The following is a 23,167-nucleotide window of genomic DNA, read 5'->3' as shown; positions in this document are numbered from 1 at the left end:
TTGGCGTTATTGCTGTTGCAGAGAAAATATCCGCGCCATTTCCACCCATTTTTCGCCCTGCGGCGTCCAGGGGGTGGCGGCCTGGTAGTGCCACATCAGCGCTTCCCATCGCTGTACTTCGGGGTTGTTCAGGCTGGCGGCGTCAAAACGCACGGCATCGAAATCGGCGCTGACCTCCACGATCATGAACAGCCGGATGCCCAACCGGTAAATCTCCATGTCCAGAATGCCGTGCTCACGCAAATGTGCGGCGATGCCCGGCCAGATGCGCTGATGATGCTGCTGGTACTCCGCAATCAGCGCCGGTGAGTCAATCAGATCGAGCGCCTGGCAGAAACGGCGCCGCCCTGCCGCCGCGCCGCTCACGTCAGCGCCCGATCGAGATGCAGGTAGCCGCCGTCCACCGACAGCCATTGCCCGGTGGTATGCGACGACCGCGACGACAGCAGAAACGCCACGGTGTCGGCGATCTCTTGCGGCGTGGTCATGCGCTGCCCGAGCGGAATGCGCGCGGTGATTTTCGCCATCTGCCGCTGCGGCTCGGCGAAGGTGTTGAGCCAGCGCTGGTACTGCGGGGTGATCACCTCCGCCGGTACCACCGCGTTCACCCGCACCCCGTCATGGCGCAGCGACACCGCCCATTCGCGCGTCAGCGCCAGCACCGCGCCCTTGGCGGCGGTGTAGCCGCTGGTGCCGCCCTGGCCGCTGAGCGCGGTCTTGGAGGCGATATTGACGATGGCGCCCCGGCTCTCCTGCAGCGCCGCCTGGCACAGGTGCGCCATCAGGTAGTAGTGCACCAGGTTCTTTTCCAGCGAGCCGACGAACGCTTCGCGCCCTGCCTCCAGCCCGACGCCGTCGTTGACCCCGGCGTTATTCACCAGCCCGTCGATGCGGCCGAAGGCCGCCAGCGTCTGGCTGACCGCGCGGCGGCAAGCCGCCTCGTCGCACAGTTCGGTGAGGATCACCTCGGTGCGCGGCTGCAGCCGCTGCAAATCGGCCAGCAGCGCCGCCTCCGGCGCGGCGTTGGTGACCAGCACCGGGATCGCGCCTTCTTCGGCCAGCACATGAGCAATCGCCGCGCCGATGCCGGCACCGCCGCCGGTGACCAGCACCACCTTATCTTGCAGATACAGATCCATAACCAGACTCCGTTAAACCGTAAATTCGCCAGGCGGTGTCGCCCCAAATCGCCGCCTGCTCGGCGGCCCCCAGCGTCGACAGCGCCCGTTCGCACAGTTGCACCACCTGGCGGTAGTCGCCGGCCAGCAGGCACACCGGCCAGTCGGAGCCGAACATCAGCCGCTGCGGGCCGAACGCCTCCAGCGCGGCGTCGAAGAACGGCAGCAGTTCTTCCGCCCGCCACCGGCCACCCGGCGCCTCGGTGATCAGCCCCGACAGCTTGCAGACCACGTGCGGCAGCGCCGCCAGCGGCCGGATTTGCTGCGCCCAGTGCCGCGCGCCGCGCGCGATGTCCGGCTTGCCGAGATGATCCAACACCAGCCAGTGTTCATCGTGGCAGGCGGCGAACGCCGCCGCGGCCGCCAGATGCCGGTGCGTCACCAGGATCTCGTACACATACCCGGCGCGCTGCAGCGTTTGCATGCCGCGTTCCACCTCCGGCCGCGCCAGCCAGGCCGCCGGATCCGCTTCGTCCTGCACCTGATGACGCACCCCGCGCAGCGCGCTGTAAGGCCGCAAGGCCTCCAGACGCTGCGCCAGCTGCGGCGCGGCGATGTCCAGCCAGCCCACCACGCCGCATATGCCCTCGCCCTGCTCAGCCAACGCCAGCAGGGCCAGCGTCTCTTCCTCGCTGGGGCGCGCCTGCACCGCCAGCGCGCCGTCGAAACCCTGTTCCTGCAACAGCGGCCGCAGCCGGGGCGGATCGAAATCCTGCCGCAGCACGCTCATCCGCTCGTCAATCCACGGGTAGTGCTGGGGGTGATAGCGCCAGTAGTGCTGGTGAGCGTCGATGCGCGGCATGCGATCCTCCCGCCTCACCCGCGGAATCGATACTGCGCGATCGACGATGGATGCATCTCGATCGAATAGCCGGGACGGCTCGGCGGCATGTAGGCCGCGCCTTTGATCACGCAGGGATCGACAAAGTGTTCATGCAAATGATCGACATACTCGATCACCCGGCCTTCGTGGGTGCCGGCAATGCACAGGTAGTCGATCATCGACAGGTGCTGCACGTACTCGCACAGCCCGACGCCGCCGGCGTGCGGGCAGACCGGCAGCTGGTATTTGGTCGCCATCAGCATCACCGCCAGCACTTCGTTGACGCCGCCGAGGCGGCAGGCGTCGATCTGCACCACGTCTACCGCGCCGCGCATGATGAACTGCTTGAACATGATGCGGTTCTGGCACATCTCACCGGTGGCCACCTTGACCGGCGCCACCCCTTCGCGGATGCGGCGGTGCCCTTCCACGTCATCCGGGCTGGTCGGCTCTTCGATAAACCAGGGTTTGGCGAACGCCAGATGCTTCACCCACGGAATGGCTTCGTCCACCTCCCACACCTGGTTGGCGTCGATCATCAGCCGGCGGTCCGGGCCGATCACCTCGCGGGCGATGCGCACCCGGCGAATGTCGTCTTCCAGATCGCGCCCGACCTTCAGCTTCAGGTAGGAGAAACCGGCGTCGACCGCTTCCTGGCACAGGCGGCGCAGCTTGTCGTCCGGATACCCCAGCCAGCCGGCGGAGGTGGTGTAGCAGGGATAGCCTTCCTGCAGCAGCCGCGCCAGGCGCTGCTCTTTGCCCTCGGCCCGCTGCTTGAGCAGCGCCAGCGCCTCCTGCGGCGTGATGCAGTCGGTGATGTAACGGAAGTCGATGCAGCGCACCAGCTCTTCCGGCGTCATCTCCGCCACCAGCCGCCACACCGGCTTGCCGACCGATTTGGCCCACAGATCCCACACCGCGTTGACCACCGCGCCGGTCGCCAGGTGGATAGCGCCTTTGTCCGGCCCGATCCAGCGCAGCTGGCTGTCGCTGGTGAAGCGCCGCCAGAAGGCGCCCATGTCGGCGGCGATATCCTCCAGCCGCTCGCCAACGATCTGATGCTCCAGCGCGCGGATCGCCGCGCAGCAGATCTCGTTGCCGCGGCCGATGGTGAACGTCAACCCGTGGCCGCTGAGATCCGCGCGATCGGTCTCCAGGATCACGTAGGCGGCGGAATAGTCGGGATCCGGATTCATGGCGTCGGATCCGTCCAGCCCCAGCGACGTGGGGAAACGAATGTCTTCAACCCGCAGTGCGGTAATGGTGGTCATGGCGGCGCTCCCGGTTAGGCCTGTACGGTTTGCTGGCGCTGTTCGCCCAGCCCTTCGATGCCCAGACGCATCGTCTGGCCCGCCCGCAGATAGATAGGCTGCGGTTTCTGCCCCATCCCGACGCCCGGCGGCGTGCCGGTGGAGATCACATCGCCCGGCTGCAGGCTCATGAAGCGGCTGAGGTAGCTGACGATCTGCGGAATGCGGAAGATCATGGTGCTGGTGTTGCCGTCCTGATAGCGCTTGCCGTCCACCTCCAGCCACAGGTTCAGGCTGTGCGGATCGGCGATCTCGTCGGCGGTCACCAGCCAGGGGCCGATCGGCCCGAAGGTGTCGCAGCCTTTGCCCTTGTCCCAGGTGCCGCCGCGCTCAATTTGATATTCGCGTTCTGAGACGTCGTTGATCACGCAGTAGCCGGCGACGTGGCGCATCGCGTCTGCTTCGCTGATGTAGCGTCCGCCCTGGCCGATCACCACGCCCAGCTCCACTTCCCAGTCGGTTTTCTGCGAGCCGCGCGGGATCTCCACCCGATCGTGGGGGCCGATCACCGCGCTGGTCCATTTGTTGAACACCACCGGTTCCTCAGGAATGGCGGCACCGGTCTCTGCCGCGTGATCGGCGTAGTTCAGGCCGATGCAGATAAACTTGCCGATGCCGCCGACGCAGGCGCCGAGGCGCGGCTGCCCTTCGACCAGCGGCAGCGTGGCGCTGTCCAGCGCGCGCAGTTTGGCGAGCGACGCCGGCAATAACGCGGCGCCCCCCACGTCGGCGATATGCTGCGACAAATCGCGCAGGCGGCCTTGCGCATCCAACATGCCGGGGCGCTCTTGCCCAGGTTGCCCGTAACGTAAAAGTTTCATGCCTTCCTCTCTCAAAAATGGCGGCTCAGTTGCTCCAGCCGCCGTCGATGATCTGCACCGTGCCGGTGGTGTATGAACTGGCGTCAGAGGCCAGATACAGCGCCAATTGGGCGATTTCCTCGGTGGTGCCGATGCGCCCGATCGGCTGACGGGCGACGAACGCCTGATACACCTCTTGCTCGCTGCGCCCCTGCTCGCGCGCCTGCTCGGCAATACGCTGGCGCAGCGACGGCGACTCCACCGTGCCGGGGCAGATGGCGTTGCAGCGGATGCCCTGCGTGACGTAGTCCGCCGCCACCGAGCGCGTCAGGCCGATCACCGCCGCCTTGCTGGCGCTGTAAGCGAAGCGGTTCGGCACCCCTTTCACGCTCGAGGCCACCGAGGACATGTTGATGATCGAGCCTTTGCCGCGCGCCAACATGCCCGGCAGGAAAGCGCGGATCATGCGAAACATCGCGGTGACGTTGAGATCGAGCGCGAACGCCCACTGATCTTCGGTGCAATCGAGGATCGATCCGCTGTGCACCACGCCGGCGCAGTTGAACAGAACGTCGATCGGGCCGATCGCTTCCGCCGCCGCCACGATGGCGGCCGGATCGGTGACGTTTAGCGTCAGCGCGCGGATCCCGGCAGAGCCCTGCAGGCGCTCGAGGTTGATGTCGCTGGCGATCACTTCAGCGCCGGCGGCGGCGAACAGCCTGGCGGTGGTAAAACCGATCCCTTGCCCGGCGGCGGTGATCAGTACGCGTTTCCCGGTTAAATCCATCTTGACTCCTCGGCCTAAAGGTCTAATGGTCAGGCCAATAAAGGCGGTTAAAGGTCAGGCCTCTAACATGACAAAAGACGCTTTACGCGTTATCGTTGGGGGAAGAAGTTAATAAAACAGCCTTGAAACCGCATTTAAATTAACCATTTTTTTACACTTGAATAACGATTACTCAAGCGCCTTGTCGCATAATTGTGCGCCAAATCACTGAACGCCGAATCGTCAAAGGTCAAAAATGCCGATTACCCGACTGGAAAACCCAAGAATTTACAGACAGATAGCTGACCAGCTCAAACGTCTTATCGAAAATAACGAATTTCCGCCGGGCAGCCGCCTGCCCTCGGAGCGGGATCTCGCCCAGCAGTTGCAGGTCAGCCGCGCGTCGGTGCGCGAGGCGCTTATCGCGCTGGAAGTGATCGGCCTGGTGGACGTCAAGGTCGGTAACGGGGTGATCGTGCGCTCGCCAACGCCGCTGGCGCCGTCGCAGGAGCCGGTGATGACCCAGGCCGGCCGCAACCAGTGGGCGGAGATCGACGACGAACTGAACATCGAGCTGGATTTCAACGCCGAGCTGCCGCCGTTTTCTCTGCTGCAAACCCGTCTGCTGATCGAACCGGAGACCGCCGCGCTGGCCGCGCGCCACGCCACCGACGAAGAGCTGGCGGGCATCCGCGCCGCCTACGAGCAGAACTGCCGCGATAACCGCGCCGGTTCCGCCACCCACCCCGGCGATCGGCTGTTCCACATCCGCATCGCCCAGGCCAGCGGCAACCCGGCCTATGCGTTCATCATCGGCCACCTGCTCGGCCACCGTTACGGCAGCATGTTCCGCGTGCTGCAACGCCACTATACGCCGGACGACATGCCGCACCGTTCCGAACTGGAACACCGGGCGATCCTGGCGGCGATCGAAGCGCGCGACGTGCGCGGCGCCCGCAAGGCGATGAAGGCGCACCTCGATGAAGTGATCGCCATTTTCGCCCGCGCGCAGTAGCTCGCCGGCGGTGAAAAAATTTTATCGCCACCGCTCTTTTTTCTACATGCAGCCGGGGCCCGGGCGCATTACACTGGGCGACGGATAAGCCCTTTCCCCGCTGCATTGTTAAATGGATAACGACCGTTGAAGAACTCTGTCTCCGCTTTATTGCTGGCGCTGGGCCTGTGCGCCGCGCCGCTGGCCGTGCAGGCCGCGCCCCCGCAGCTGGCTTCGCAAATCGTCGACCAGTATGCCGAACATATTTTCTACAACAGCGGCGCCACCGGCATGGCGCTGGTGGTGATCGACGGTAATCAGGTGGTTAACCGCAGCTTTGGCGATACCAAACCCGGCAACAACCTGCGCCCGCGCCCGGATTCGCTGATCCGCATCGCTTCGATCACCAAGCTGATGACCAGCGAAGTGATGGTGAAAATGGCGGCGGCAGGCCAGGTCAAACTGACCGATCCGCTGCGCAAGTACGCCCCCAAAGGCGCCTATGTGCCGGCTTACAACGCCGGGCAGCCGATCACCCTGCTGAACCTGGCGACGCACACCAGCTCGCTGCCGCGCGAGCAGCCGGGCAAGAAGCCGCCGAAAACGCCGGTGTTCACCTGGCCGACCAAGGCCCAGCGCTGGCAGTGGCTGGCCCATGCCAACGTCACGGTGCCGCCGGGCGTACGCGCCGCCTACTCCAACCTGGCGTATGACCTGCTGGCCGACGCGCTGTCGCGCGCTGCAGGCAAGCCTTACAACGCGCTGCTGAAAGAGAAAATCACCGCGCCGCTCGGCATGGTCGACACCACGCTGACGCCGAGCCCCGAGCAGTGCTCGCGCCTGATGGTGGCGGCGGCCGGCCCGAGCGCCTGCCGCGACACCACCGCCGCGGCCGGCAGCGGCGGCGTCTACTCCACCCCACGCGACATGCAGCGCTGGATGCAACAATTCCTCTCCTCCAGCGCCAGCGGCCCGCGCAAAGCCACCGCCGCCAGCGAGCAAACCATGTACTTCCAGCGTCACGATCTGGTGTCGCTGAAGGGCATGGACGTGCCGGGGCAAGCGGATGCGCTGGGGTTGGGTTGGGTGTATATGGCGCCGAAGGACGGGCTGCCGGGCATCATTCAGAAGACCGGCGGCGGCGGCGGGTTCATTACCTACATGGCGATGATCCCGGCGAAAAACGTCGGGGTGTTCGTGGTGGTGACCCGCTCGGAGCTGAGCAAATTCACCAACATGAGCGATCCGGTCAACCGCCTGGTGAGCGATCTGGCGGCTAACAAGAGTTGAAACGCGGGGCGCAGCAGGCTGCGCCCCAACGCCTCAGGCCGGCACCGCCATCGGGTGGATCACCGAATGGAAATTGCGCTTGAAGTAGATCAGCCCGTTGCCGGCTTCGCTCAGCGCGATCTGCTTGATCTGCACCAGGTACATCTGGTGGGTGCCGATGCTCTGGATCTGCTCGATCTCCCCTTCCAGGCTGGCCAGGGTATTGCGCAGCACCGGCTGCCCCAGCGCACCGAGCTGCCACTCTTCCAGCCGGAAACGATCTTCCATGCTGACGCCGGTCATGCCGGCGAAGTGGCGTGCCATCAGCTCCTGCTCGTGGTTGAGCACGTTGACGCACAGCCTGCGGTTTTCCTGAAACACCGGGTTCATCGCGCTGTTGCGGTTGATGCACACCAGCAGCGTCGGCGGCGTATCGGTTACCGAGCACACCGCCGTGGCGGTGATGCCGCAGCGCCCCGCCGGGCCGTCGGTGGTGACGATATTCACCGCCGCCGACAGGCTGGCCATGGCGTCGCGAAAGCGCAGGCGCTGTTCATTTTCCTGAGACATACCACCTCCTCCTGAATTACTTCAGCAGATTATCCAACTGATTAATATCGTCATTGTTCCGCAGGTGCGGCACCTTCCAGCCGTGCTGATCGTAATCGGCCAGGCACTTGTCGACCATCTGCATCATGCGATCCATGTTGCCGGATCCCTGCGCGTGACGCAGGCACTGCAGGCGGATTTCATCCTGGCTGCCGGCGTAGTTGATCTCATACAGCTCGTGGCGGCCGCCGAATTCGCTGCCGATCGCATCCCACATCAGCTTGAGGATCTTGATGCGTTCGACGTGATCCATGCCGTCCGATCCACGCACGTAGCGCGCCAGGTACTTGTCGATCTCCGGGTTGTTCATGTCGCGCACGCTGGACGGCAGGTAGATCAGGCCGCTGGTGACGTTCTTCTCGATGATGTGTTTCACCTTGGTGTAGGCCATCGGCGCCATCACGCGGTAGGTCTGCAGCGCGGCGGAATCCGGCAGGTAGGCGCCGTTTTCCCATTTTGTGGCTTCGGCACACATCGCGTCGCTCAGCGACCAGAACAGGTTGCGCCAGGCCACCACTTCGCCCAGATCGGCCTGCACGCCGCGGAACTCCAGCACGCCGGTACACGAGAGGCTCTTTTGCAGCAGCGCGGTGATAAAGTCCATCTTCACCGCCAGGCGCACGCAGGCCTGCAGCGGGAACAGCCGGGCGAAACCGCCCTGGGTGCTCCAGCGGCGGCAGCGATCGAAATCGCGGTAGATCAGCACGTTTTCCCACGGGATCAGCACATGATCCATGATCAAGATCGCGTCGTTCTCATCGAAGCGGCTGGTGAGCGGGTAGTCGAACGGCGATCCGGTGGCGCCGGCCACCAGCTCGTAGGAGGCGCGCGAAATCAGCTTCACCCCTTCGGCGTCCATCGGCGCCACGAACATCAGCGCGAAGTCCGGGTTATCGCCCATCACCTGCGCCGAACCGAAGCCGATGAAGTTGTAGTGGGTCAACGCCGAGTTGGTGGCCACCACTTTGGCGCCGCTGACGATGATGCCGGCGTCGGTCTCTTTCTCCACCTGAATGTAGACGTCCTTCACCTCGTTGACCGGCTTGTGGCGGTCGATCGGCGGGTTGACGATGGCGTGGTTGAAATAGAGCCCGGTTTCCTGAATGCGTTTGTACCAGTGGCGCGCGTTGTCGGCAAACTGGCCGTAGAACTCCGGATAAGCGCCCAGCGCGCAGCCGAAGGCCGCCTTGTAGTCCGGCGTACGCCCCATCCAGCCGTAGCTTTGGCGCGACCAGTCAGCGATGGCATCGCGCTGCTGGCGCATCTCTTCCGGGCTGCGGGCGTAGCGGAAGAATTTGTGGGTATAGCCACCGTTGCCGGTGTCGGTGTTCCAGCACAGGCGATCCTGGCTGGCCGGATCGTGCAGCGCGTCGTACAGCTGGCCGACTGACGCCGCCGCGTTGCGGAACGCCGGATGGGTGGTGACGTCTTTCACGCGCTCGCCGTAAATGTAGATTTCGCGGTTGTCCTGCAAACTTTTCAGGTATTCGGCGCCGGTGAACGGGCGTTTGCTGTCGGCACGAAAGTCTTCTGGTTTCATCGGGTCTTCCTCGTCATCGGCATTTTTCAGGCCGTGGATCCGGCCATTTGTTAAAATAATGTTTTCTTTTGGTTGCTTAATTGAAGCTGCCAAAGCCGGTTTCGAGAAGAGACTTTTGCGGCAATCGCCGGTACTTTTCAGGTCAGTTTGCCGCTTTCGCGGCAAACTGTGATCGCGGTTACGAAAGGGCGTGTTGCGCCGCGCGGTAGGTCGAGGGGGAACAGCCTTCCAGCCGATTGAAAAAACGGGCGAAATAGGCCGGATCCTTGAAGCCGAGGCTGTAGGCGGTTTCATGCACCGTACAGGCGCTGAACAGCAGCATGCGTTTGGCCTCGCGCAGCAGCCGATCGAAGATCAGCCGCTTGGGCGGCCGGTTGGCGAAGCGCCGGCACAGATCGTTGAGCCGCGATTCGGTCACCCCCAGCGCCTGCGCATACTCCGGCACCGGCAGGTGCTCGCGAAAACGCTCGTCCACCATCTTGTTGAACCGCTGAAACAGCTGCAGTTCGCCACGCACGCCGCTGTTGGCGCTGTCTTCCAGCGCGGTGTTGCGCAGCAGCAGCGTGAACACCGCCTGCGCCAGCAGCGCCAGCGTCTGTTCGCGCCCGGCCAGGTTCTGCCCGAACTCGCGGCGGATCAGCGCCCAGTAGTGGCTGAGCGCCGTCAGCTCCTGCGGCGCGTCGGCCAGCGACAGGCAGATGCCCGGCATGTCCAGCGCCAGGTTGCTGCCGGGATACAGATGCTCCAACAGCGGCCAAATCAGCTCCTGGCGCACCGTCAGCACATGGCCGTCGCTGTCCGGTTCGGTGAAGAACGCATGCGGCACCGACGGCGGCGTGAGGATGAACAGCGGCGCCTGCACCGAATAGTGCTGATCGTCAAGCTGCAGCTCTATCTTGCCGGTCTCCAGGAAATGCACCTGGAAGAAGCAGTCGTGCCAATGCACCTGCATGTCGCGGCCGAAGAACGCCGCCAGCCCGGCGAAGGTTTCGTAGTGCACCTCGTCGGCGGCGTAGCGCGCGTCATACTCTTTGCAAATATCGATGTTGGCGATAAAGCCGGTACTTTTCCGCACCTCATGACCTCCTGCAATCATGCCCACTTGCGCATCAAGGCGTCGCTCTCGGGCGCGAATCCTTCATCGGAATGCGCCACACCAGCACGGCGCCGACGATCAACAGCGCCGAGACGAAATACAGCCCGGAGTTAAAGCTGCCGGTCAGATCCTTGAACCAGCCGATCAACAGCGGGCTGAGCGCCGATCCGATGTTGCCGGTGGCGTTGATCACCGCGATCCCCACCGCGCGCGCTTCCAGACTGATCGACTGATCCGGCGTGGTCCAGAAGATCGCCATGGCGGTAAAGGAGCCGACCGAGGCCATCACGATCCCGAGCAACTGGATCAGGCTGTGATCGGTGGCGGACGCCAGCAGCCAGCCGGCGGCGGCGAACAGGTACGGCAGCGCGGTGTGGTGCTTGCGCTCCTGCAGCCTGTCGGATCGTTTGCTCCACCACACCATGCCGGCGATGGTGCAGATCTGCGGGATCGCCGCCAAAATGCCGATCGTCACGTTGCTGCTGCCCTGGTTGAAGCTTTGCAGGATCTGCGGCGTCCAGATGTTGATCGCGCTCAGGGTGTTGGTCAGGCAGAAATAGGCCAGCGTATACATCAGCACGATCGGCGTGCAGATCTCGCGCCACAGGCTGCGCTGTTGCAGCGCGCGGTGGCTGCTCGGCCCGTTGGGCTGCACCAGCTGCAGCTTATCGGCTTCCATCATCGCCTGCAGGCTGGCTTTCTCCTCGTCGGTCAGCCACTTGGCCTTGGCCGGCGTATCGTCGAGGTAGAACCACACCACCACGCCCAGCAGCACCGACGGAATGCCTTCCAGCAGGAACAGCCACTGCCAGCCCTTCAGGTTCATCACCCCGTCCAGCGCCAGGATATAGCCGGAGACCAGCGAGCCGATCGCCATGGTCACCGGCATGGCGATCATGAACAGCGCGTTGGCGCGGGCGCGGTAGAACGCCGGGAACCAGTAGGTGAGGTACACCAGAATGCCCGGCAGGAAACCGGCCTCGGTGATGCCGACGATCATGCGCAGCACGTACAGGCTGGTCGGCCCGGTGGCGAACATGGTGCAGGTGGAGGCGATGCCCCACAGCACCATGATGGTGGCGATCCAGCGCCGCGCGCCGACCCGGCTCAGCATCATGTTGCTCGGAATGCCGAAGATCACGTAGGTGACATAGAACAACGTCGCCGCCAGCCCGAACATGGTCGAGCTGAGGCCGAGATCTTTGCCCATCGTCAGCCCGGCGAAGCCGATGTTGATACGATCGAGGAAAGAGAAAACAAACAACACGAACAGGAAAATGATCAGGCGCCGAAACAACTTTTTAATCACCGATTGCTCGGCGGCGGTTAACGCTTTATGTTGCTGCGCCGGGTTGGCCGGCTGCAGCGAATCGACGTGGTTCATGGTTCAGTAGACTCCCGATGAAGGCGCTTGCGCCCCGCCCCGTTTGAATTCGTCCGCCAGGGCTTCCGCCGCCCGTGCCAGCAGGGTGGTGTCCACCCCCACCGCAACGAACAGCGCGCCGGCCTCCAGATAGCGCTGCGCCAGAGCCTTGTTGGCCATCAAAATGCCCGGCGCCTTGCCGGCGGCGCGGATGCGCGCGATGGCGTCGTCGATGGTGCGCTGCACCTCCGGGTGCTGCGGATTACCGGCAAAGCCCATGTCGGCGCTGAGATCCGCCGGGCCGATAAACACGCCGTCCACCCCATCCACCTGCAAAATGGCGTCGAGGTTTTTCACCGCTTCGCGGGTTTCAATCTGCACCAGCACGCACATCTGCTCATCGGCCTGCTGCAGGTAATCGGGCACCCGGTTCCACCGCGAAGCGCGCGCCAGGGCGCTGCCGACGCCGCGCACGCCGTGCGGCGGATAGCGCGTAGCGCGCACCGCGTCGCGCGCCTGTTCGGCGTTTTGAATCATCGGGATAAGCAAGGTTTGCGCGCCGACGTCCAGCAGCTGCTTGATGATCACCGCGTCGTTCCACGGTGGCCGCACCACCGGCTGGCTCGGGTAAGGCGCGACCGCCTGCAGCTGCCCCAGCACCGTTTGCACGTTGTTGGGCGCATGTTCGCCGTCGATCAGCAGCCAGTCGAAACCGGCGCCGGCCAGCAGCTCGGCGCTGTAGCTGCTGCACAGCCCGAGCCACAGCCCGATCTGCGGGCGTTTTTCCTGCAGCGCACGCTTGAAGTGGTTGGTTAACATCGCATTCTCCCTGACAAGCGGGCGTAGCGCATGGCCCCGCCCGGTTTATTGCGGCCCGGCTCGCCGAGCCTGCTTTTTAGACGAAGCGGCAGCTGATGCAGCCCATCGGGCCGTAGTCGACGTGGAAGGTATCGCCGCGCCGCGCCGGCACCGGCCGGGTGAAGGAGCCGCCGAGGATCACCTGCCCCGCTTCCAGCTCCACCTCATACGGCGCCAGCTTGTTGGCCAGCCAGGCCACGCCGTTGGCCGGGTGGTTGAGCACCGCCGCCGCCACGCCGGATTCTTCAATCACGCCGTTGCGGTACAGCAGCGCGGAAATCCAGCGCAGATCCAGCGCGTCCGGCTTGATCGGCCGCCCACCCATCACCACCCCGGCGTTGGCGGCGTTGTCGGAGATGGTGTCGAACACCTTGCGCGGCCGCTGAGTCTCGGGATCGACGTTGTGGCTGCGCGCGTCGATGATCTCCAGCGCCGGAATGACGTAGTCGGTGGCGTTGTAGACGTCGAACAGCGTGCAGTTCGGCCCGCGCAGCGGCTTGGCCAGCACGAACGCCAGCTCCACCTCCACCCGCGGCACGATAAAGCGATCGATCGGAATGTCGCTGCCGTCGTTGAAGAACATGTCGTCCAGCAGCGCGCCGTAGTCCGGCTCGGTGATCTGCGAGCTCACCTGCATGGCGCGCGAGGTCAGGCCGATCTTGTGGCCTTTGAGCGTACGCCCCTCGGCGATCTTCAGCTCCACCCACTGCCGCTGAATGGCATAGGCGTCTTCGATGGTGATCTCGGGATGATCGAGCGACAGCGCGCGGATCTGTTCACGACTCTTTTCCGCCTGATGCAGGCGCTGTACGGCGCGGTTAACCTGCTCTTTATCCAGCATTTACGACCCCTTATTCACGCCTTGTTGAACAGCGCGTGGACATTGTTCTGTTTGTAATTCAGCACCGGATCCAGCTCTTCCATGGTGAAAGAGAGCGCCAGGTAACGCTGCGCCATCAGCGCGGCGAAGTGTTCCTTGATCAGCGCAAACAGCATCTCGCCCACCTGCTGCCGGCTTTCCAGACTGCGGCCGTGGCCGATCTTCAGCGTCATGTGCACGAAGGCGTAGTCCTGCTTGCCGTCGGCCATCTGCCAGGTATCGAGCCAGATGGCGCGGCTGCGCACGCCGGCCAGCGGAAAGATGCCGGTCGCCGCCAGCGCCTCGTTGACCTTGGCGAACAGGGTGGGCAAATCCGCCTCGCGGCGGATGTTGTCGGTACATTCAGCGTAAAAATGGGGCATAGCGTTCTCCAGACGGCAAATATGCGCGGGCGCGGCCCGCGCAGCGGCATTTACAGCGTATTGCCAAGCTTGAAACCTTTTTCCGTATCGCCCTCACGGGTATAGGAAAAACCGTCTGCGCCGATGGTGACGGCCATTTCGCTGGGCGCACTGCGCTCGATGACCGGCTGTGGCTGCCCATCGAGATCCAGCACCAGCGATCCTTCGGTATACCAGCTCGGCACCACCGGATTGCCCCACCAGTCGCGGCGTTGGTTGTCATGCACGTCCCAGGTCACGGTCGGGTTGTCCGGATCGCCGGTGTAGTAATCCTGCGTGTAGATTTCCACGCGGTGGCCATCGGGATCGCGCAGGTAGAGGTAGAACGCGTTAGAGACGCCGTGACGGCCGGGGCCGCGTTCGATCAAATCGGATTTGCGCAGCGCGCCGAGCTTGTCGCAGATGGCCAAAATATTGTGCTTTTCATGGGTGGCGAAGGCGATGTGGTGCATGCGCGGCCCGGCGCCGCCGGTCATCGCGGTATCGTGCACCGTCGCCTTGCGGCGCATCCAGGCGGCGTAAACCACGCCGTCTTCATCGCGGATGTCTTCCGTCACGCGGAATCCCAGCCCCTGGATGTATTCCACGGCGCGCGGCACGTCAGGGGTGATTTGGTTAAAGTGGTCGAGGCGCACCAGCGCGCCCGGCGTATACAGATCGTAGCGCCAGGCCAGACGCTCGACGTGCTGCACGTCGTAGAAAAACTCATACGGGAAACCGAGCGGATCCTCTACCCGCACCGCATCGCCGATGCCTTTGGCGAACCCGTTCACCCGCCGCTCGGTACGGCAGCCAAGCGCCTTGAAATACGCTTCGGCGCGATCGACGTCTTCCGGCGTGCGTACGCGGAAAGCAAACGCCGCCACGGCGGCGACCGGGCCTTCGCGCAGCACCAGGTTATGGTGAATGAACTCCTCCATCGAACGCAGATAGAGGGTTTTATCCTCTTCGGCGGTCACGACCAGGCCGAGGATATCGACGTAAAATTCGCGTGCGGCTTTAAGGTTCGTGACCTGAATTTCCATGTAGGCGCAGCGCACGACGTCGGGAGCAGGGACAGCATCAGTGGTCAATTTTGTCGTCATTGTTCTCATCTCTTTCGTTATTATTGTGGCTTGAGGCTCAAACGCCCCATTTCGGGATCGGGTGGTCGCCCATGGAAATGCACACGTTCTTCATTTCGGCGAACACTTCGAAGCTGTATTCGCCGCCTTCGCGGCCGGTGCCGGAGGCTTTCACGCCGCCGAACGGCTGGCGCAGATCGCGTACGTTTTGGGTGTTGACGAAAACCATGCCCGCTTCAATGCCGCGGGCCAGGCGCAGAACCTTGCTCACATCCTGCGTCCAGATGTACGAGGCCAGGCCGTACTCCACGTCGTTGGCCATGCGCAGGCCGTCTTCTTCTGATTTGAACGGCAGCAGGCAGGCCACCGGCCCGAAGATCTCCTCCTGCGCCACGCGCATCCGGTTGTCGACATCCGCCAGCACCGTCGGGCGCAGGAAGTTGCCGTGGCTCAGGCCGGCCGGTTTGTCCGGGCCGCCGGCCAGCAGGGTCGCCCCTTCTTCCACCCCGAGGCGGATATAGCCGGAGACTTTTTCCCAGTGCTGCGGGCTGATCAGCGCCCCCACCTGGGTGTTGGGATCTTGCGGATCGCCCACGCGCAGGCGGTTGGCGCGCTCGGCGAAACGTTTGACGAATTCCGGGTAGATGCTCTCCTGAATGAAGATGCGCGAACCGGCGGTGCAGCGTTCGCCGTTGATCGAGAAGATGGTGAACAGCGCGGCGTCGAGCGCCCGCTCGATGTCGGCGTCTTCAAAGATCAGCACCGGCGACTTGCCGCCCAGTTCCATGGAGAATTTTTTCAGCCCGGCGCTTTCGATGATGCGGCGGCCGGTGGCGGTGCCGCCGGTGAAGGAGACCGCGCGCACGTCTTTATGGCGCACCAGCGCGTCGCCGGCGGTGGCGCCGTAGCCCTGTACCACGTTCAGCACCCCGGCCGGAATGCCGGCCTCCAGCGCCAGCTCGCCCAGGCGATCGGCGGTCAGCGGCGACAGTTCGGACATCTTCAGCACCGCGGTGTTGCCCAGCGCCAGGCAAGGCGCGGTTTTCCAGGTCGCGGTCATGAACGGCACGTTCCACGGCGACACCAGCGCGCACACCCCCACCGGCTGCACCAGCGTGTAGTTGAGCATCTTGTCGTCCACCGGGTAAGTCTTGCCGTTCATCTGCTGGCACACCTCGGCGAAGAACTCGAAGTTGTGCGAAGCGCGCGGGATCAGCACGTTTTTGGTCTGGTGGATCGGCAGGCCGGTGTCGGCGGTTTCCAGTTCGGCGATCTGCGGCACGTTCTGGTCGATCAGCTCGCCCAGGCGGCGCATCAGGCGCGCGCGCTCTTTCATCGGCGTGTTGGCCCACTTGGGGAACGCCTCTTTCGCCGCCGCCACCGCCTGGTCTATCTCCAGCTGGCCGCCGGAGGCCACCTCCGCCAGCACCTCGCCGTTCGCCGGGTTGGTGGTGGTGAAGTACTCTTTGCTGGCGACGTTCTTGCCGTTGATCCAGTGGTTGATGGTCTTCATCGCAGGCTCTCCTCGTAATCTTTTTCACTGATAATGTGGTTAACCAGACGGCCGATGCCCTCGATTTCCACCACCACTTCGTCGCCCGGCTGCACGTCGGCCAGCCCTTTCGGCGTGCCGGTGGCGATCATGTCGCCCGGCTGCAGCGTCATGAATTCGCTCAGGTAGGCGACCAGGAACGGAATGTCGAAAATCATGTCGGCGGTGCTGCCGCGCTGGCGCAGCTCGCCGTTGACGTAAGTGCTGAGCGCCAGCCGGTGCGGATCGGCGACGTCGTCACGATCGACGATGTAAGGCCCGATCGGCGTCAGGGTGTCGCGGCTCTTCACCCGCAGATTCGGCCGGTAGTAGTTTTCCAGGTAATCGCGAATGGCGTAGTCGTTGCACAGGGTGTAGCCCGCCACATACTCCATGGCGTGCTCGCGGCTGACGTTGCGCGCGGTCTTGCCGATCACCGCCACCAGCTCGGCTTCGTAATGCATGTACTCCACGCCGGCCGGGCGCACCGACACCTGGCGGTGACCGGTCAGGGTGTTCGGTGCCTTGAGGAACACCAGCGGCTCTTCCGGCGCCTTGAATTCCAGCTCGCTGGCGTGGTCGGCATAGTTCAGCCCCAGGGCGAACACCGTGCCCTGCGCCGGCGGCAGCCATTCCACTTCGCGCTCCTGCAGCACCTCGCCGTTCGGCAGCGTGACGCGCAGCTGCTCGTCCACCTGCACGTTGAAGATCTGGCCATGATGGCGAATACGGGCATGTTTCATGATGCGGCTCCTGCCTGGGTGACGCGGTTGGTCAGCGTGGGCAGGCCGGCGGCGCGCACCGTCACCTCATCCCCCGATTTGATCTCCACCCGCTGGTGCGGGGTGCCGATCAGCACCGCATCGCCCGGCTGCAGGGTGATAAAGTCGCTGATGGCGGCGATCAGCTCCGGCACCGAGCGCACCAGATCGGCGGTGGACCAACGATCCTGCTCCACGCCGTTGATCTCGGTGACGATCTCCAGCCGATCGGCATTCGCCAGCTGGCCGATCTCCCCCAACGGGCAGAACCCGTCGCGGCATTTAGCCTTGATCGCCGGGCGGTAGAAGCTGCTCTCCGGTAGGCTGACGTCGTTGGCCAACGCGTAGCCGGCCAGATAACGGCCCACCTGCGCCACCGGCACCTTGCGCGCGGTATCGCCGATGATCACCGCCAGCGTGCCGCCGCTGTGCACGGTTTCACCGGCCGGAAACGGGATCGCCCCGCCGTTGGCGAGGTGGGTGTTGCGCGGTTTGATAAACCAGACCGGGGTTTTGGGCGGGGTCTGATACGGCGGCTGGTGAAACGCCTGATCCCAGGCGTCCAGTTGGCTGCGGTGATTCAGCGCAACGGAAAATACGGTGCCTTTCATGCGAACTCCTCCAATGGCAAAACATGACAACCGGCATTCGTTAATATATTAATGATTACTTTTATACGCTGTGCAGCTTTTACGCAACGCGCTTGGAGTGATTTGTGATCGTGATAACAAAATATTCACAAATAACGAACATTAGCGTGATTATTCAATGTATTAATCATTTTTCACGCCATTTTTCGCTGCGCCCTGCATTTTTGCTTTATCCCTACGGGTAACTTTGGCTACTATTAAGTTATTAACAAAATCGGGCTTTGCGGGGCAGGCGCCCCCATAACGAGCGCCGTAACAACGAACACCTTGATAGCTAAGGCCAAACTTATGCATGAATCGTTAACCATCGCCCTGCTGCAGGCGCGTGAAACCGCCATGGGGTTCTTCCGCCCGATCCTGAAAAGCCACAATCTGACCGAACAGCAGTGGCGCATCATCCGCGTGCTGGCCAACAGCCGCTCGATCGAATTCCACGAGCTGGCGGCGGAAACCTGCATTCTGCGCCCCAGCCTGACCGGCATTCTGTCGCGCATGGAGCGTGACAAGCTGATCTTCCGCCTGAAGCCGGTCAACGATCAGCGCAAGCTGTACGTGTCGCTGACCCAGCAGGGCCAGGATCTGTATGAAGTGGCGCGCCACCAGGTGGAACAGGGCTACGCCGAGATTGAAGCCGCTTTCTCGCGACAGAAAATGGACCAGTTGATGACGCTGCTGGACGAGCTGATCACCCTGGGCGACAGCCTGCCCGCCAACGTCACCGCGCATCCTGCCAAGCAGTGATTTAACCAACCGGAATTCTCAAATTAATTGACGTTGCAGCCAACAACGCTGCAGCGTCAGGTAAGCAGAGAATTCGTTTCCGGCAGCAGCGCGCCGCCGTCCACCACCAGCGTCTGGCCGGTGATGTAGGCCGCCGCCGGCGAGGCGAGAAACACCATCGCCGCGGCGATGTCTTCCGGTTCCCCCAGCCGCCCGAGCGGCACCGAGGCGGCGATCGCCTGATTCACCTGCGCGTCGCCCAGGTTGGCCATCGCCGGCGTGCGGATCATCCCCGGCTCCACGCCGTTGACGCGAATGTTCTCCGCCGCCAACTCCAGCGCCGCCGCGCGAATAAACCCGTTCACCCCGGCCTTGGAGGCGGCGTAGTGCGCCAGCCCCGGGTAGGCCACCCGCGGGCCGGTCACCGACGAGGTCACCAGAAGGCAGCCGCCGCCCCGGCGACGCATCCACGGCAGCGCCGCCTGCGCCAGAAAGAACGGCGCCATCAGATTGACGCTCAGCGTGCGTTGCAGCAGGGCCGCATCGATGGCGGCGAACGGCGTCAGCGGAAAGTAAGCGGCATTGTGGATCACCACGTCCAGCCGTTGATGCCGCTCACCTACCGCCGTCACCCCCTCGGCGATCTGCCCCGGTTCGGCCAGATCGCAAGCCAGCGCCTGCACGCTCAGCCCTTCGTCCCGCAGCGCCTGCGCCGCCGCCTGCGCCTGCGGCAGCTGCACGTCCGCGATCGTCACCTCGGCGCCCAGGCGGGCAAAGGCGCTGACGATCGCCAGCCCAATGCCCTGAGCGCCGCCGGTCACCAGCACCGCCTGCCCCGCAAAGGCGTCGGCCGCATAGGTTGCGCTCATCACCCTATCCTCGCGGGTGGCGCGTGGTGTTCAGCACCTGCGCATGGGCGCCGACCGCAAAGTTGCTCAGCGCGCTGAAATCGCTGCCCTGATAACCGAGGATCTTGCCGTCGGTGCGCATGCCCTGCAGATCGATCATCACCACGCCCAACGTCGGGATGATCTTCTCGCGCCAGACGAACAGATAAAGCTGCTCCGCCACCTTCACGTAGTGGCAGCGATCGACGTCCGCCAGCCCTTTTTCCACCCCGTCCAGACACTGCCAGGCGTAGAAGTTATCGTTCAGGTAGATGTGCTCGTACCGTTCGGTCGGGCTGTAGGTGTACATGTTGCGCATGCCGATCAGCTCATCGGTAAAGCCCGGTGGCGCCACGTCGGCGTCATCCAGCGTGCCGAAGCGGAATTCGGCCTCGACCGCGGTCAGCGGCAGCCCCTGCTCCACCCGGCTGAAGGCGTCGAGCCGCGCCTGCGCTTCGTCCGGCAGCTGGCCGTATACCGCAGTGAAGTTGCCCTGATTGCGGTCGCATACCAGCGTAATGCTGGCGTTGGCGCGGGCAGGATCGAGAAAATCGATGAACAGCACGCCGGGGCGAATGCTGGTGGCGCGATAGGTGACGCTGCGCCGTTCGCCCCACTCCAGCGTCTGCTCGTCGGTAAACCGGCAACGCTGCGTCGCGCCGTCGCTAAAGCGCAGCGTCAGCGTGGTGCCCGCCAGCCCGTGCTGCCGTTCCAGCGTATTGCTGTGCGGCGCAAAGCCTTCCGCCAGCGCGCCAACCTGAATGAATACCGCTTCTGAACTCATGGAAATGCTCCTTACAGGGAAGTGAAAGCCAGGGTCGGCACATCGACGATGGTGGAGCCGCCGTCGGCCACCAGCGCCGCGCCGGTAATGATTGAAGCCTCGCTGGAACACAGGAAACGGCACACGCGGGCGATCTCCTCGGCGCTGGCCGGGCGGCGCAGCGGCACGTCGCGGCAGACCATCTGGTAAGCCTGCTCCAGCGAAATCTGATGGGCGTCCATCAGCAGTTGCATCTCTTCGTCCGCCATCGGCGTGGTCACCCAGCCCGGGCACACTGCGTTGGCACGCACGCCCAGCGGGCCATAGTCGCGGGCGATGGAGCGCATCAGCCCGATCAGCGCGTGCTTGGCGGTGACGTAGCCGCAGACCTCCGGCCCGGCGGCCAGCGAGGCGATCGAGGCCACGAACAGCAGGTTGCCGCCGCTTTTAATCAGCTCCGGCAGGCAGGCACGCGCGCTGGCGAAAGCGCTGTTGAGGTTGCTGTCCATCGCCCCTTGCCACTGCGCGTCGGTCATCTCGGTGATGCGCTTGAAGCCCATGCCGCCGGCGCTGCCGATCAGGCAGTCGATGCGCCCGGCTTCGCGCAGAATGGCCGGCAGCAACGCGTGGTTCCAGCTCTCGCCGCTGGCGGCATCGCCCACCAGCGCCTGTGCGCCGATCTCTTGCGCCAGCGCCGCCAGCGGTTCCGGGCGGCGGCCGATGATGAACACCCGATCGCCCTGCGCCGCCAGCAGACGGGCGCAGGCGGCGCCGACGCCGGTGCCGCCGCCGGTAATCACAACCACTCTATTCATGATTCAGCTTCTCCATCAGTTGGCCGATCATCAGCAGGCTGCTCAACAGCAGCCGCCGCTGTTCGGCATCCAGCCGCAGATAGCGGCGGCCGGCCGGCAAACGGCTGACCACCTCCGATGCGGCGAAATGCTCAATCTCCACCTGCCAGCGCCCGTCGTTCACCGTCAGCCGCACGCGGCGAAAATCCAGCTGCGCCAGCGTCTCGCCGATCTGCGGGTAACGCTGCAGGCCGTCCAGCACCCGCTGCGCGGCCGCATGGCGCTGGCGCAGCAGATAACGCACCCCGCGCCGCCGCAGCCAGCCGCCGGTCACCACGTCCAGCGTCAGCGGAAGCTGCATCGCGCACGGGCCCTGCAACCGAAAGCGGTGGCTGACGATATGCGCCATAAACAGCCCCTGCACCTGTTCGCTGACCTCGATCTGCGGCCCCTGCGGCAGCGTCAGCCGCAGCAGGCCCGGCGCCAGGCGTTCGCACGCGTAGGGTTCCAGGTTGCGCGCCAGACGATCCAGCGCGGCGCCCGGCCGATAGCCCGACGGCGCTCGCCGCCAGGCGCGATTAAGTGAGGGAAGTAAGCCGATCAAACTGCGCCTCCTCATTTTCACCCTTGGCGAACGCGTTCTCCAGCACCTGCTCGACCGGCACCGGCTTGAACGGATTCACTTTCTGCACGCACAGCGTCCAGAACAGCGCATAGGCGGCGGTCAGGCCGATCATCCAGCCGAAGGGAATGTAGATATCGCTCGGGTTCATTCCCGGCGGCGTGATGTAAACGATAGCCAGCACGATGCCAACGCTGGAAACGATCTGCGGCAGCGGGAACCACGGCGATTTATAGGCGCGCGGCAGATCGGGGCGGCGTACGCGCAGGATCACCACTGAGCAGCTCACCAGCAGGTAGGCCACGCCCCAGGCGCACACCGCCGCCAGCACCAGCGGAATGATCCTGTCGAGGTTGCCCTGAATGGCGAAGGCATGTACGCAGGGGATCAGTACCGCCACCAGAATGCCGACCACCGGCGTTTTAAAGCGCGGGTGCAGATAAGCGAACATGCGCGGCAGCGCGCCGTCCAGCGCCATACCGTACAGAATGCGCGGCACCGCCGCCATCAGCGTGTTGATGGTCGCGGCACCCGCCAGCAGCAGGCCGACGCCCAGCCAATATTTGCCGAACTGGCCCATCACCTGGCCGGCGAACGCCGGGATGGCCATCGGCGTTTCCAGCAGGCGCGTGCCACTGGCGGCGTCGATCACCACGTTTTCCACCTGGTGGCTGAGCGCCGCGCCATACAGCGCCATGCACACCGCCACGCCGCACAGCCCCAGCGCCATCGCGCGCGGGATCACCCGATCGCAGCGTTTGATCTCCGGCGCCATCGGCGTCACCAGTTCACAGCCGACGAACATGAACATCGCCATGCCGATCAGGCTGAACACCGCGAAGGGATCGTTCAGGCTCAGCGTGCTGCCGAACCAGCCCTCGAGCGGCACCGCATGCGGCGACAGCAGCCCGACGATGCCAAAAATCACCAGCGTGCTCCACATGGCGAAGGTCAGCACGATCTCCGCCTTGCCGAAGGCCTCGATGCCGAACGCGTTGAGCAGGCCGAACACGATTACCAGCCCGACGCCGACCATCCAGGAGGCGTTGTGGCTTTCCATCAGGGTGTTGAGATGCTCGAAGTTCACCAGCGCCATGATGCCGGAGAGAATGGTCTCGGCGGTGCCGGCGAAGATGTGCACGATCAGGTAGGCCGACAGCGCGCCGGTGATGGCGAAAAAGCGCCCCATGCCGCAGGAGATGTAGTCGTAAACCGAACCGGAGGTCGGCAGCAGCGCCGCCGCTTCGGAGAAGGTGGTGAGCTGCGCCTGCATCATGATGAAGGCGATCAGCATCGCCAGCGCGAAGGTGTCGCCGCCGATGCCGAAGCCGCTGGTGACCGTCAGGATCACCGGGCTGGCCATGATCACCCCGACCGAACTGGCCAGGGTGGTGGGAAAGCCGACCTTGCCTCGAGCCAGGTGGGCGTGCAACCGCGACGACAGGTTCATGGTTATTTCCTCTTATAGTTTTGGCCTGATGCATGCAG

General features: G+C 64.1%; 25 protein-coding genes. 3 read left to right on the top strand and 22 right to left on the bottom strand.

The window, feature by feature from the left end; genetic code table 11:
- Positions 1 to 6: 6 nt before the first annotated feature.
- Genes AWX27_RS11765 through AWX27_RS11740 form a run of 6 tightly spaced genes read right to left on the bottom strand, consistent with a single transcriptional unit; the run spans position 7 to position 4,898 of the window.
- Positions 7 to 366, bottom strand: a complete 360-nt coding sequence (locus tag AWX27_RS11765) for an L-rhamnose mutarotase (protein WP_060422266.1) — start codon at positions 364 to 366, stop codon at positions 7 to 9.
- The gene (locus tag AWX27_RS11760) at positions 363 to 1,139 is read right to left on the bottom strand and encodes an L-fucose dehydrogenase (RefSeq protein WP_033636997.1); all 777 of its coding nucleotides are present in this window, start codon (positions 1,137 to 1,139) and stop codon (positions 363 to 365) included. The genes AWX27_RS11765 and AWX27_RS11760 overlap by 4 nt, the downstream gene beginning before the upstream one ends.
- Positions 1,117 to 1,980: an amidohydrolase family protein gene (locus AWX27_RS11755; protein WP_060422262.1), complete on the bottom strand. Its 864-nt coding sequence runs from the start codon at positions 1,978 to 1,980 to the stop codon at positions 1,117 to 1,119. The genes AWX27_RS11760 and AWX27_RS11755 overlap by 23 nt, the downstream gene beginning before the upstream one ends.
- 14 nt (positions 1,981 to 1,994) lie before the next feature.
- Positions 1,995 to 3,272: an L-fuconate dehydratase gene (locus tag AWX27_RS11750; protein WP_060422259.1), complete on the bottom strand. Its 1,278-nt coding sequence runs from the start codon at positions 3,270 to 3,272 to the stop codon at positions 1,995 to 1,997.
- Positions 3,273 to 3,286: 14 nt separating this feature from the next.
- A complete protein-coding gene (locus AWX27_RS11745; protein WP_049202360.1) occupies positions 3,287 to 4,132 on the bottom strand; it encodes a fumarylacetoacetate hydrolase family protein in 846 nt (281 codons plus the stop codon).
- Positions 4,133 to 4,157: 25 nt separating this feature from the next.
- Positions 4,158 to 4,898 (bottom strand): SDR family oxidoreductase, encoded by a 741-nt coding sequence (locus AWX27_RS11740; protein WP_060422253.1) that lies wholly within the window; start codon positions 4,896 to 4,898, stop codon positions 4,158 to 4,160.
- A 235-nt stretch (positions 4,899 to 5,133) separates the two neighbouring features.
- On the opposite strand from AWX27_RS11740, the gene AWX27_RS11735 reads away from it, so the two are divergent.
- Both AWX27_RS11735 and ampH read left to right on the top strand, forming a co-directional pair.
- Positions 5,134 to 5,892, top strand: coding sequence for a FadR/GntR family transcriptional regulator (locus AWX27_RS11735; protein WP_060422250.1), 759 nt, complete (start codon positions 5,134 to 5,136; stop codon positions 5,890 to 5,892).
- 126 nt (positions 5,893 to 6,018) lie between these two features.
- Positions 6,019 to 7,161: a D-alanyl-D-alanine-carboxypeptidase/endopeptidase AmpH gene (ampH, locus tag AWX27_RS11730; RefSeq protein ID WP_060422247.1), complete on the top strand. Its 1,143-nt coding sequence runs from the start codon at positions 6,019 to 6,021 to the stop codon at positions 7,159 to 7,161.
- A gap of 33 nt (positions 7,162 to 7,194) precedes the next feature.
- Here ampH and hpaC read toward each other — a convergent pair whose 3' ends face one another.
- The 11 genes from hpaC to AWX27_RS11675 all read right to left on the bottom strand — a co-directional run bounded on the left by hpaC (position 7,195) and on the right by AWX27_RS11675 (position 17,854).
- On the bottom strand, positions 7,195 to 7,710 hold the full coding sequence (gene hpaC, locus AWX27_RS11725) for a 4-hydroxyphenylacetate 3-monooxygenase, reductase component (RefSeq protein WP_033636989.1): 516 nt from the start codon (positions 7,708 to 7,710) through the stop codon (positions 7,195 to 7,197).
- Between the two features lie 16 nt (positions 7,711 to 7,726).
- Entirely contained in the window at positions 7,727 to 9,289 is a 1,563-nt protein-coding gene (gene hpaB, locus AWX27_RS11720) for a 4-hydroxyphenylacetate 3-monooxygenase, oxygenase component (protein ID WP_060422244.1), read from the bottom strand.
- A 178-nt stretch (positions 9,290 to 9,467) separates the two neighbouring features.
- Complete coding sequence (gene hpaA, locus AWX27_RS11715; protein ID WP_060422240.1) at positions 9,468 to 10,364, bottom strand: 4-hydroxyphenylacetate catabolism regulatory protein HpaA; 897 nt, start codon at positions 10,362 to 10,364, stop codon at positions 9,468 to 9,470.
- A gap of 34 nt (positions 10,365 to 10,398) precedes the next feature.
- Positions 10,399 to 11,769 (bottom strand): 4-hydroxyphenylacetate permease, encoded by a 1,371-nt coding sequence (gene hpaX, locus AWX27_RS11710; protein ID WP_038878424.1) that lies wholly within the window; start codon positions 11,767 to 11,769, stop codon positions 10,399 to 10,401.
- Between the two features lie 3 nt (positions 11,770 to 11,772).
- Positions 11,773 to 12,567, bottom strand: a complete 795-nt coding sequence (gene hpaI, locus AWX27_RS11705; protein WP_049235379.1) for a 4-hydroxy-2-oxoheptanedioate aldolase — start codon at positions 12,565 to 12,567, stop codon at positions 11,773 to 11,775.
- A 76-nt stretch (positions 12,568 to 12,643) separates the two neighbouring features.
- Positions 12,644 to 13,447 (bottom strand): 2-oxo-hept-4-ene-1,7-dioate hydratase, encoded by an 804-nt coding sequence (hpaH, locus tag AWX27_RS11700; RefSeq protein WP_004933170.1) that lies wholly within the window; start codon positions 13,445 to 13,447, stop codon positions 12,644 to 12,646.
- A 14-nt stretch (positions 13,448 to 13,461) separates the two neighbouring features.
- Positions 13,462 to 13,848, bottom strand: coding sequence for a 5-carboxymethyl-2-hydroxymuconate Delta-isomerase (locus tag AWX27_RS11695; protein ID WP_004933172.1), 387 nt, complete (start codon positions 13,846 to 13,848; stop codon positions 13,462 to 13,464).
- 50 nt (positions 13,849 to 13,898) lie between these two features.
- On the bottom strand, positions 13,899 to 14,972 hold the full coding sequence (gene hpaD / locus AWX27_RS11690) for a 3,4-dihydroxyphenylacetate 2,3-dioxygenase (RefSeq protein WP_089180517.1): 1,074 nt from the start codon (positions 14,970 to 14,972) through the stop codon (positions 13,899 to 13,901).
- A 37-nt stretch (positions 14,973 to 15,009) separates the two neighbouring features.
- Positions 15,010 to 16,464 (bottom strand): 5-carboxymethyl-2-hydroxymuconate semialdehyde dehydrogenase, encoded by a 1,455-nt coding sequence (gene hpaE, locus AWX27_RS11685; protein ID WP_033636981.1) that lies wholly within the window; start codon positions 16,462 to 16,464, stop codon positions 15,010 to 15,012.
- Entirely contained in the window at positions 16,461 to 17,225 is a 765-nt protein-coding gene (locus tag AWX27_RS11680; protein WP_049202355.1) for a fumarylacetoacetate hydrolase family protein, read from the bottom strand. Before AWX27_RS11680 ends, hpaE begins: the two co-directional genes overlap by 4 nt.
- A complete protein-coding gene (locus AWX27_RS11675; RefSeq protein ID WP_060422238.1) occupies positions 17,222 to 17,854 on the bottom strand; it encodes a fumarylacetoacetate hydrolase family protein in 633 nt (210 codons plus the stop codon). Before AWX27_RS11675 ends, AWX27_RS11680 begins: the two co-directional genes overlap by 4 nt.
- Before the next feature lie 327 nt (positions 17,855 to 18,181).
- Here AWX27_RS11675 and hpaR point away from each other — a divergent pair, with 327 nt between their 5' ends.
- Positions 18,182 to 18,634: a homoprotocatechuate degradation operon regulator HpaR gene (hpaR, locus tag AWX27_RS11670; RefSeq protein WP_004933183.1), complete on the top strand. Its 453-nt coding sequence runs from the start codon at positions 18,182 to 18,184 to the stop codon at positions 18,632 to 18,634.
- A 56-nt stretch (positions 18,635 to 18,690) separates the two neighbouring features.
- On the opposite strand, the gene AWX27_RS11665 is transcribed toward hpaR, so the two are convergent.
- Genes AWX27_RS11665 through AWX27_RS11645 form a run of 5 tightly spaced genes read right to left on the bottom strand, consistent with a single transcriptional unit; the run spans position 18,691 to position 23,129 of the window.
- The gene (locus AWX27_RS11665; RefSeq protein WP_060422235.1) at positions 18,691 to 19,482 is read right to left on the bottom strand and encodes an SDR family oxidoreductase; all 792 of its coding nucleotides are present in this window, start codon (positions 19,480 to 19,482) and stop codon (positions 18,691 to 18,693) included.
- Positions 19,483 to 19,486: 4 nt separating this feature from the next.
- A complete protein-coding gene (locus AWX27_RS11660) occupies positions 19,487 to 20,284 on the bottom strand; it encodes a MoaF C-terminal domain-containing protein (protein WP_060422223.1) in 798 nt (265 codons plus the stop codon).
- Between the two features lie 11 nt (positions 20,285 to 20,295).
- Entirely contained in the window at positions 20,296 to 21,078 is a 783-nt protein-coding gene (locus AWX27_RS11655) for an SDR family NAD(P)-dependent oxidoreductase (protein WP_033648535.1), read from the bottom strand.
- A complete protein-coding gene (locus tag AWX27_RS11650; RefSeq protein ID WP_060422218.1) occupies positions 21,071 to 21,661 on the bottom strand; it encodes a DUF3156 family protein in 591 nt (196 codons plus the stop codon). Before AWX27_RS11650 ends, AWX27_RS11655 begins: the two co-directional genes overlap by 8 nt.
- Positions 21,636 to 23,129 carry an APC family permease gene (locus tag AWX27_RS11645; RefSeq protein ID WP_060422215.1) on the bottom strand — a complete coding sequence of 498 codons (1,494 nt, stop codon included), beginning with the start codon at positions 23,127 to 23,129 and terminating at the stop codon, positions 21,636 to 21,638. The genes AWX27_RS11650 and AWX27_RS11645 overlap by 26 nt, the downstream gene beginning before the upstream one ends.
- Between the last annotated feature and the right edge of the window lie 38 nt (positions 23,130 to 23,167).

This window comes from Serratia sp. 2880STDY5682894, assembly GCF_001537385.1.
GTDB lineage: Bacteria > Pseudomonadota > Gammaproteobacteria > Enterobacterales > Enterobacteriaceae > Serratia > Serratia nevei.
Note: the sequence above shows the minus strand (reverse complement) of the source record. Positions and strands in the feature narration are given on the sequence as shown.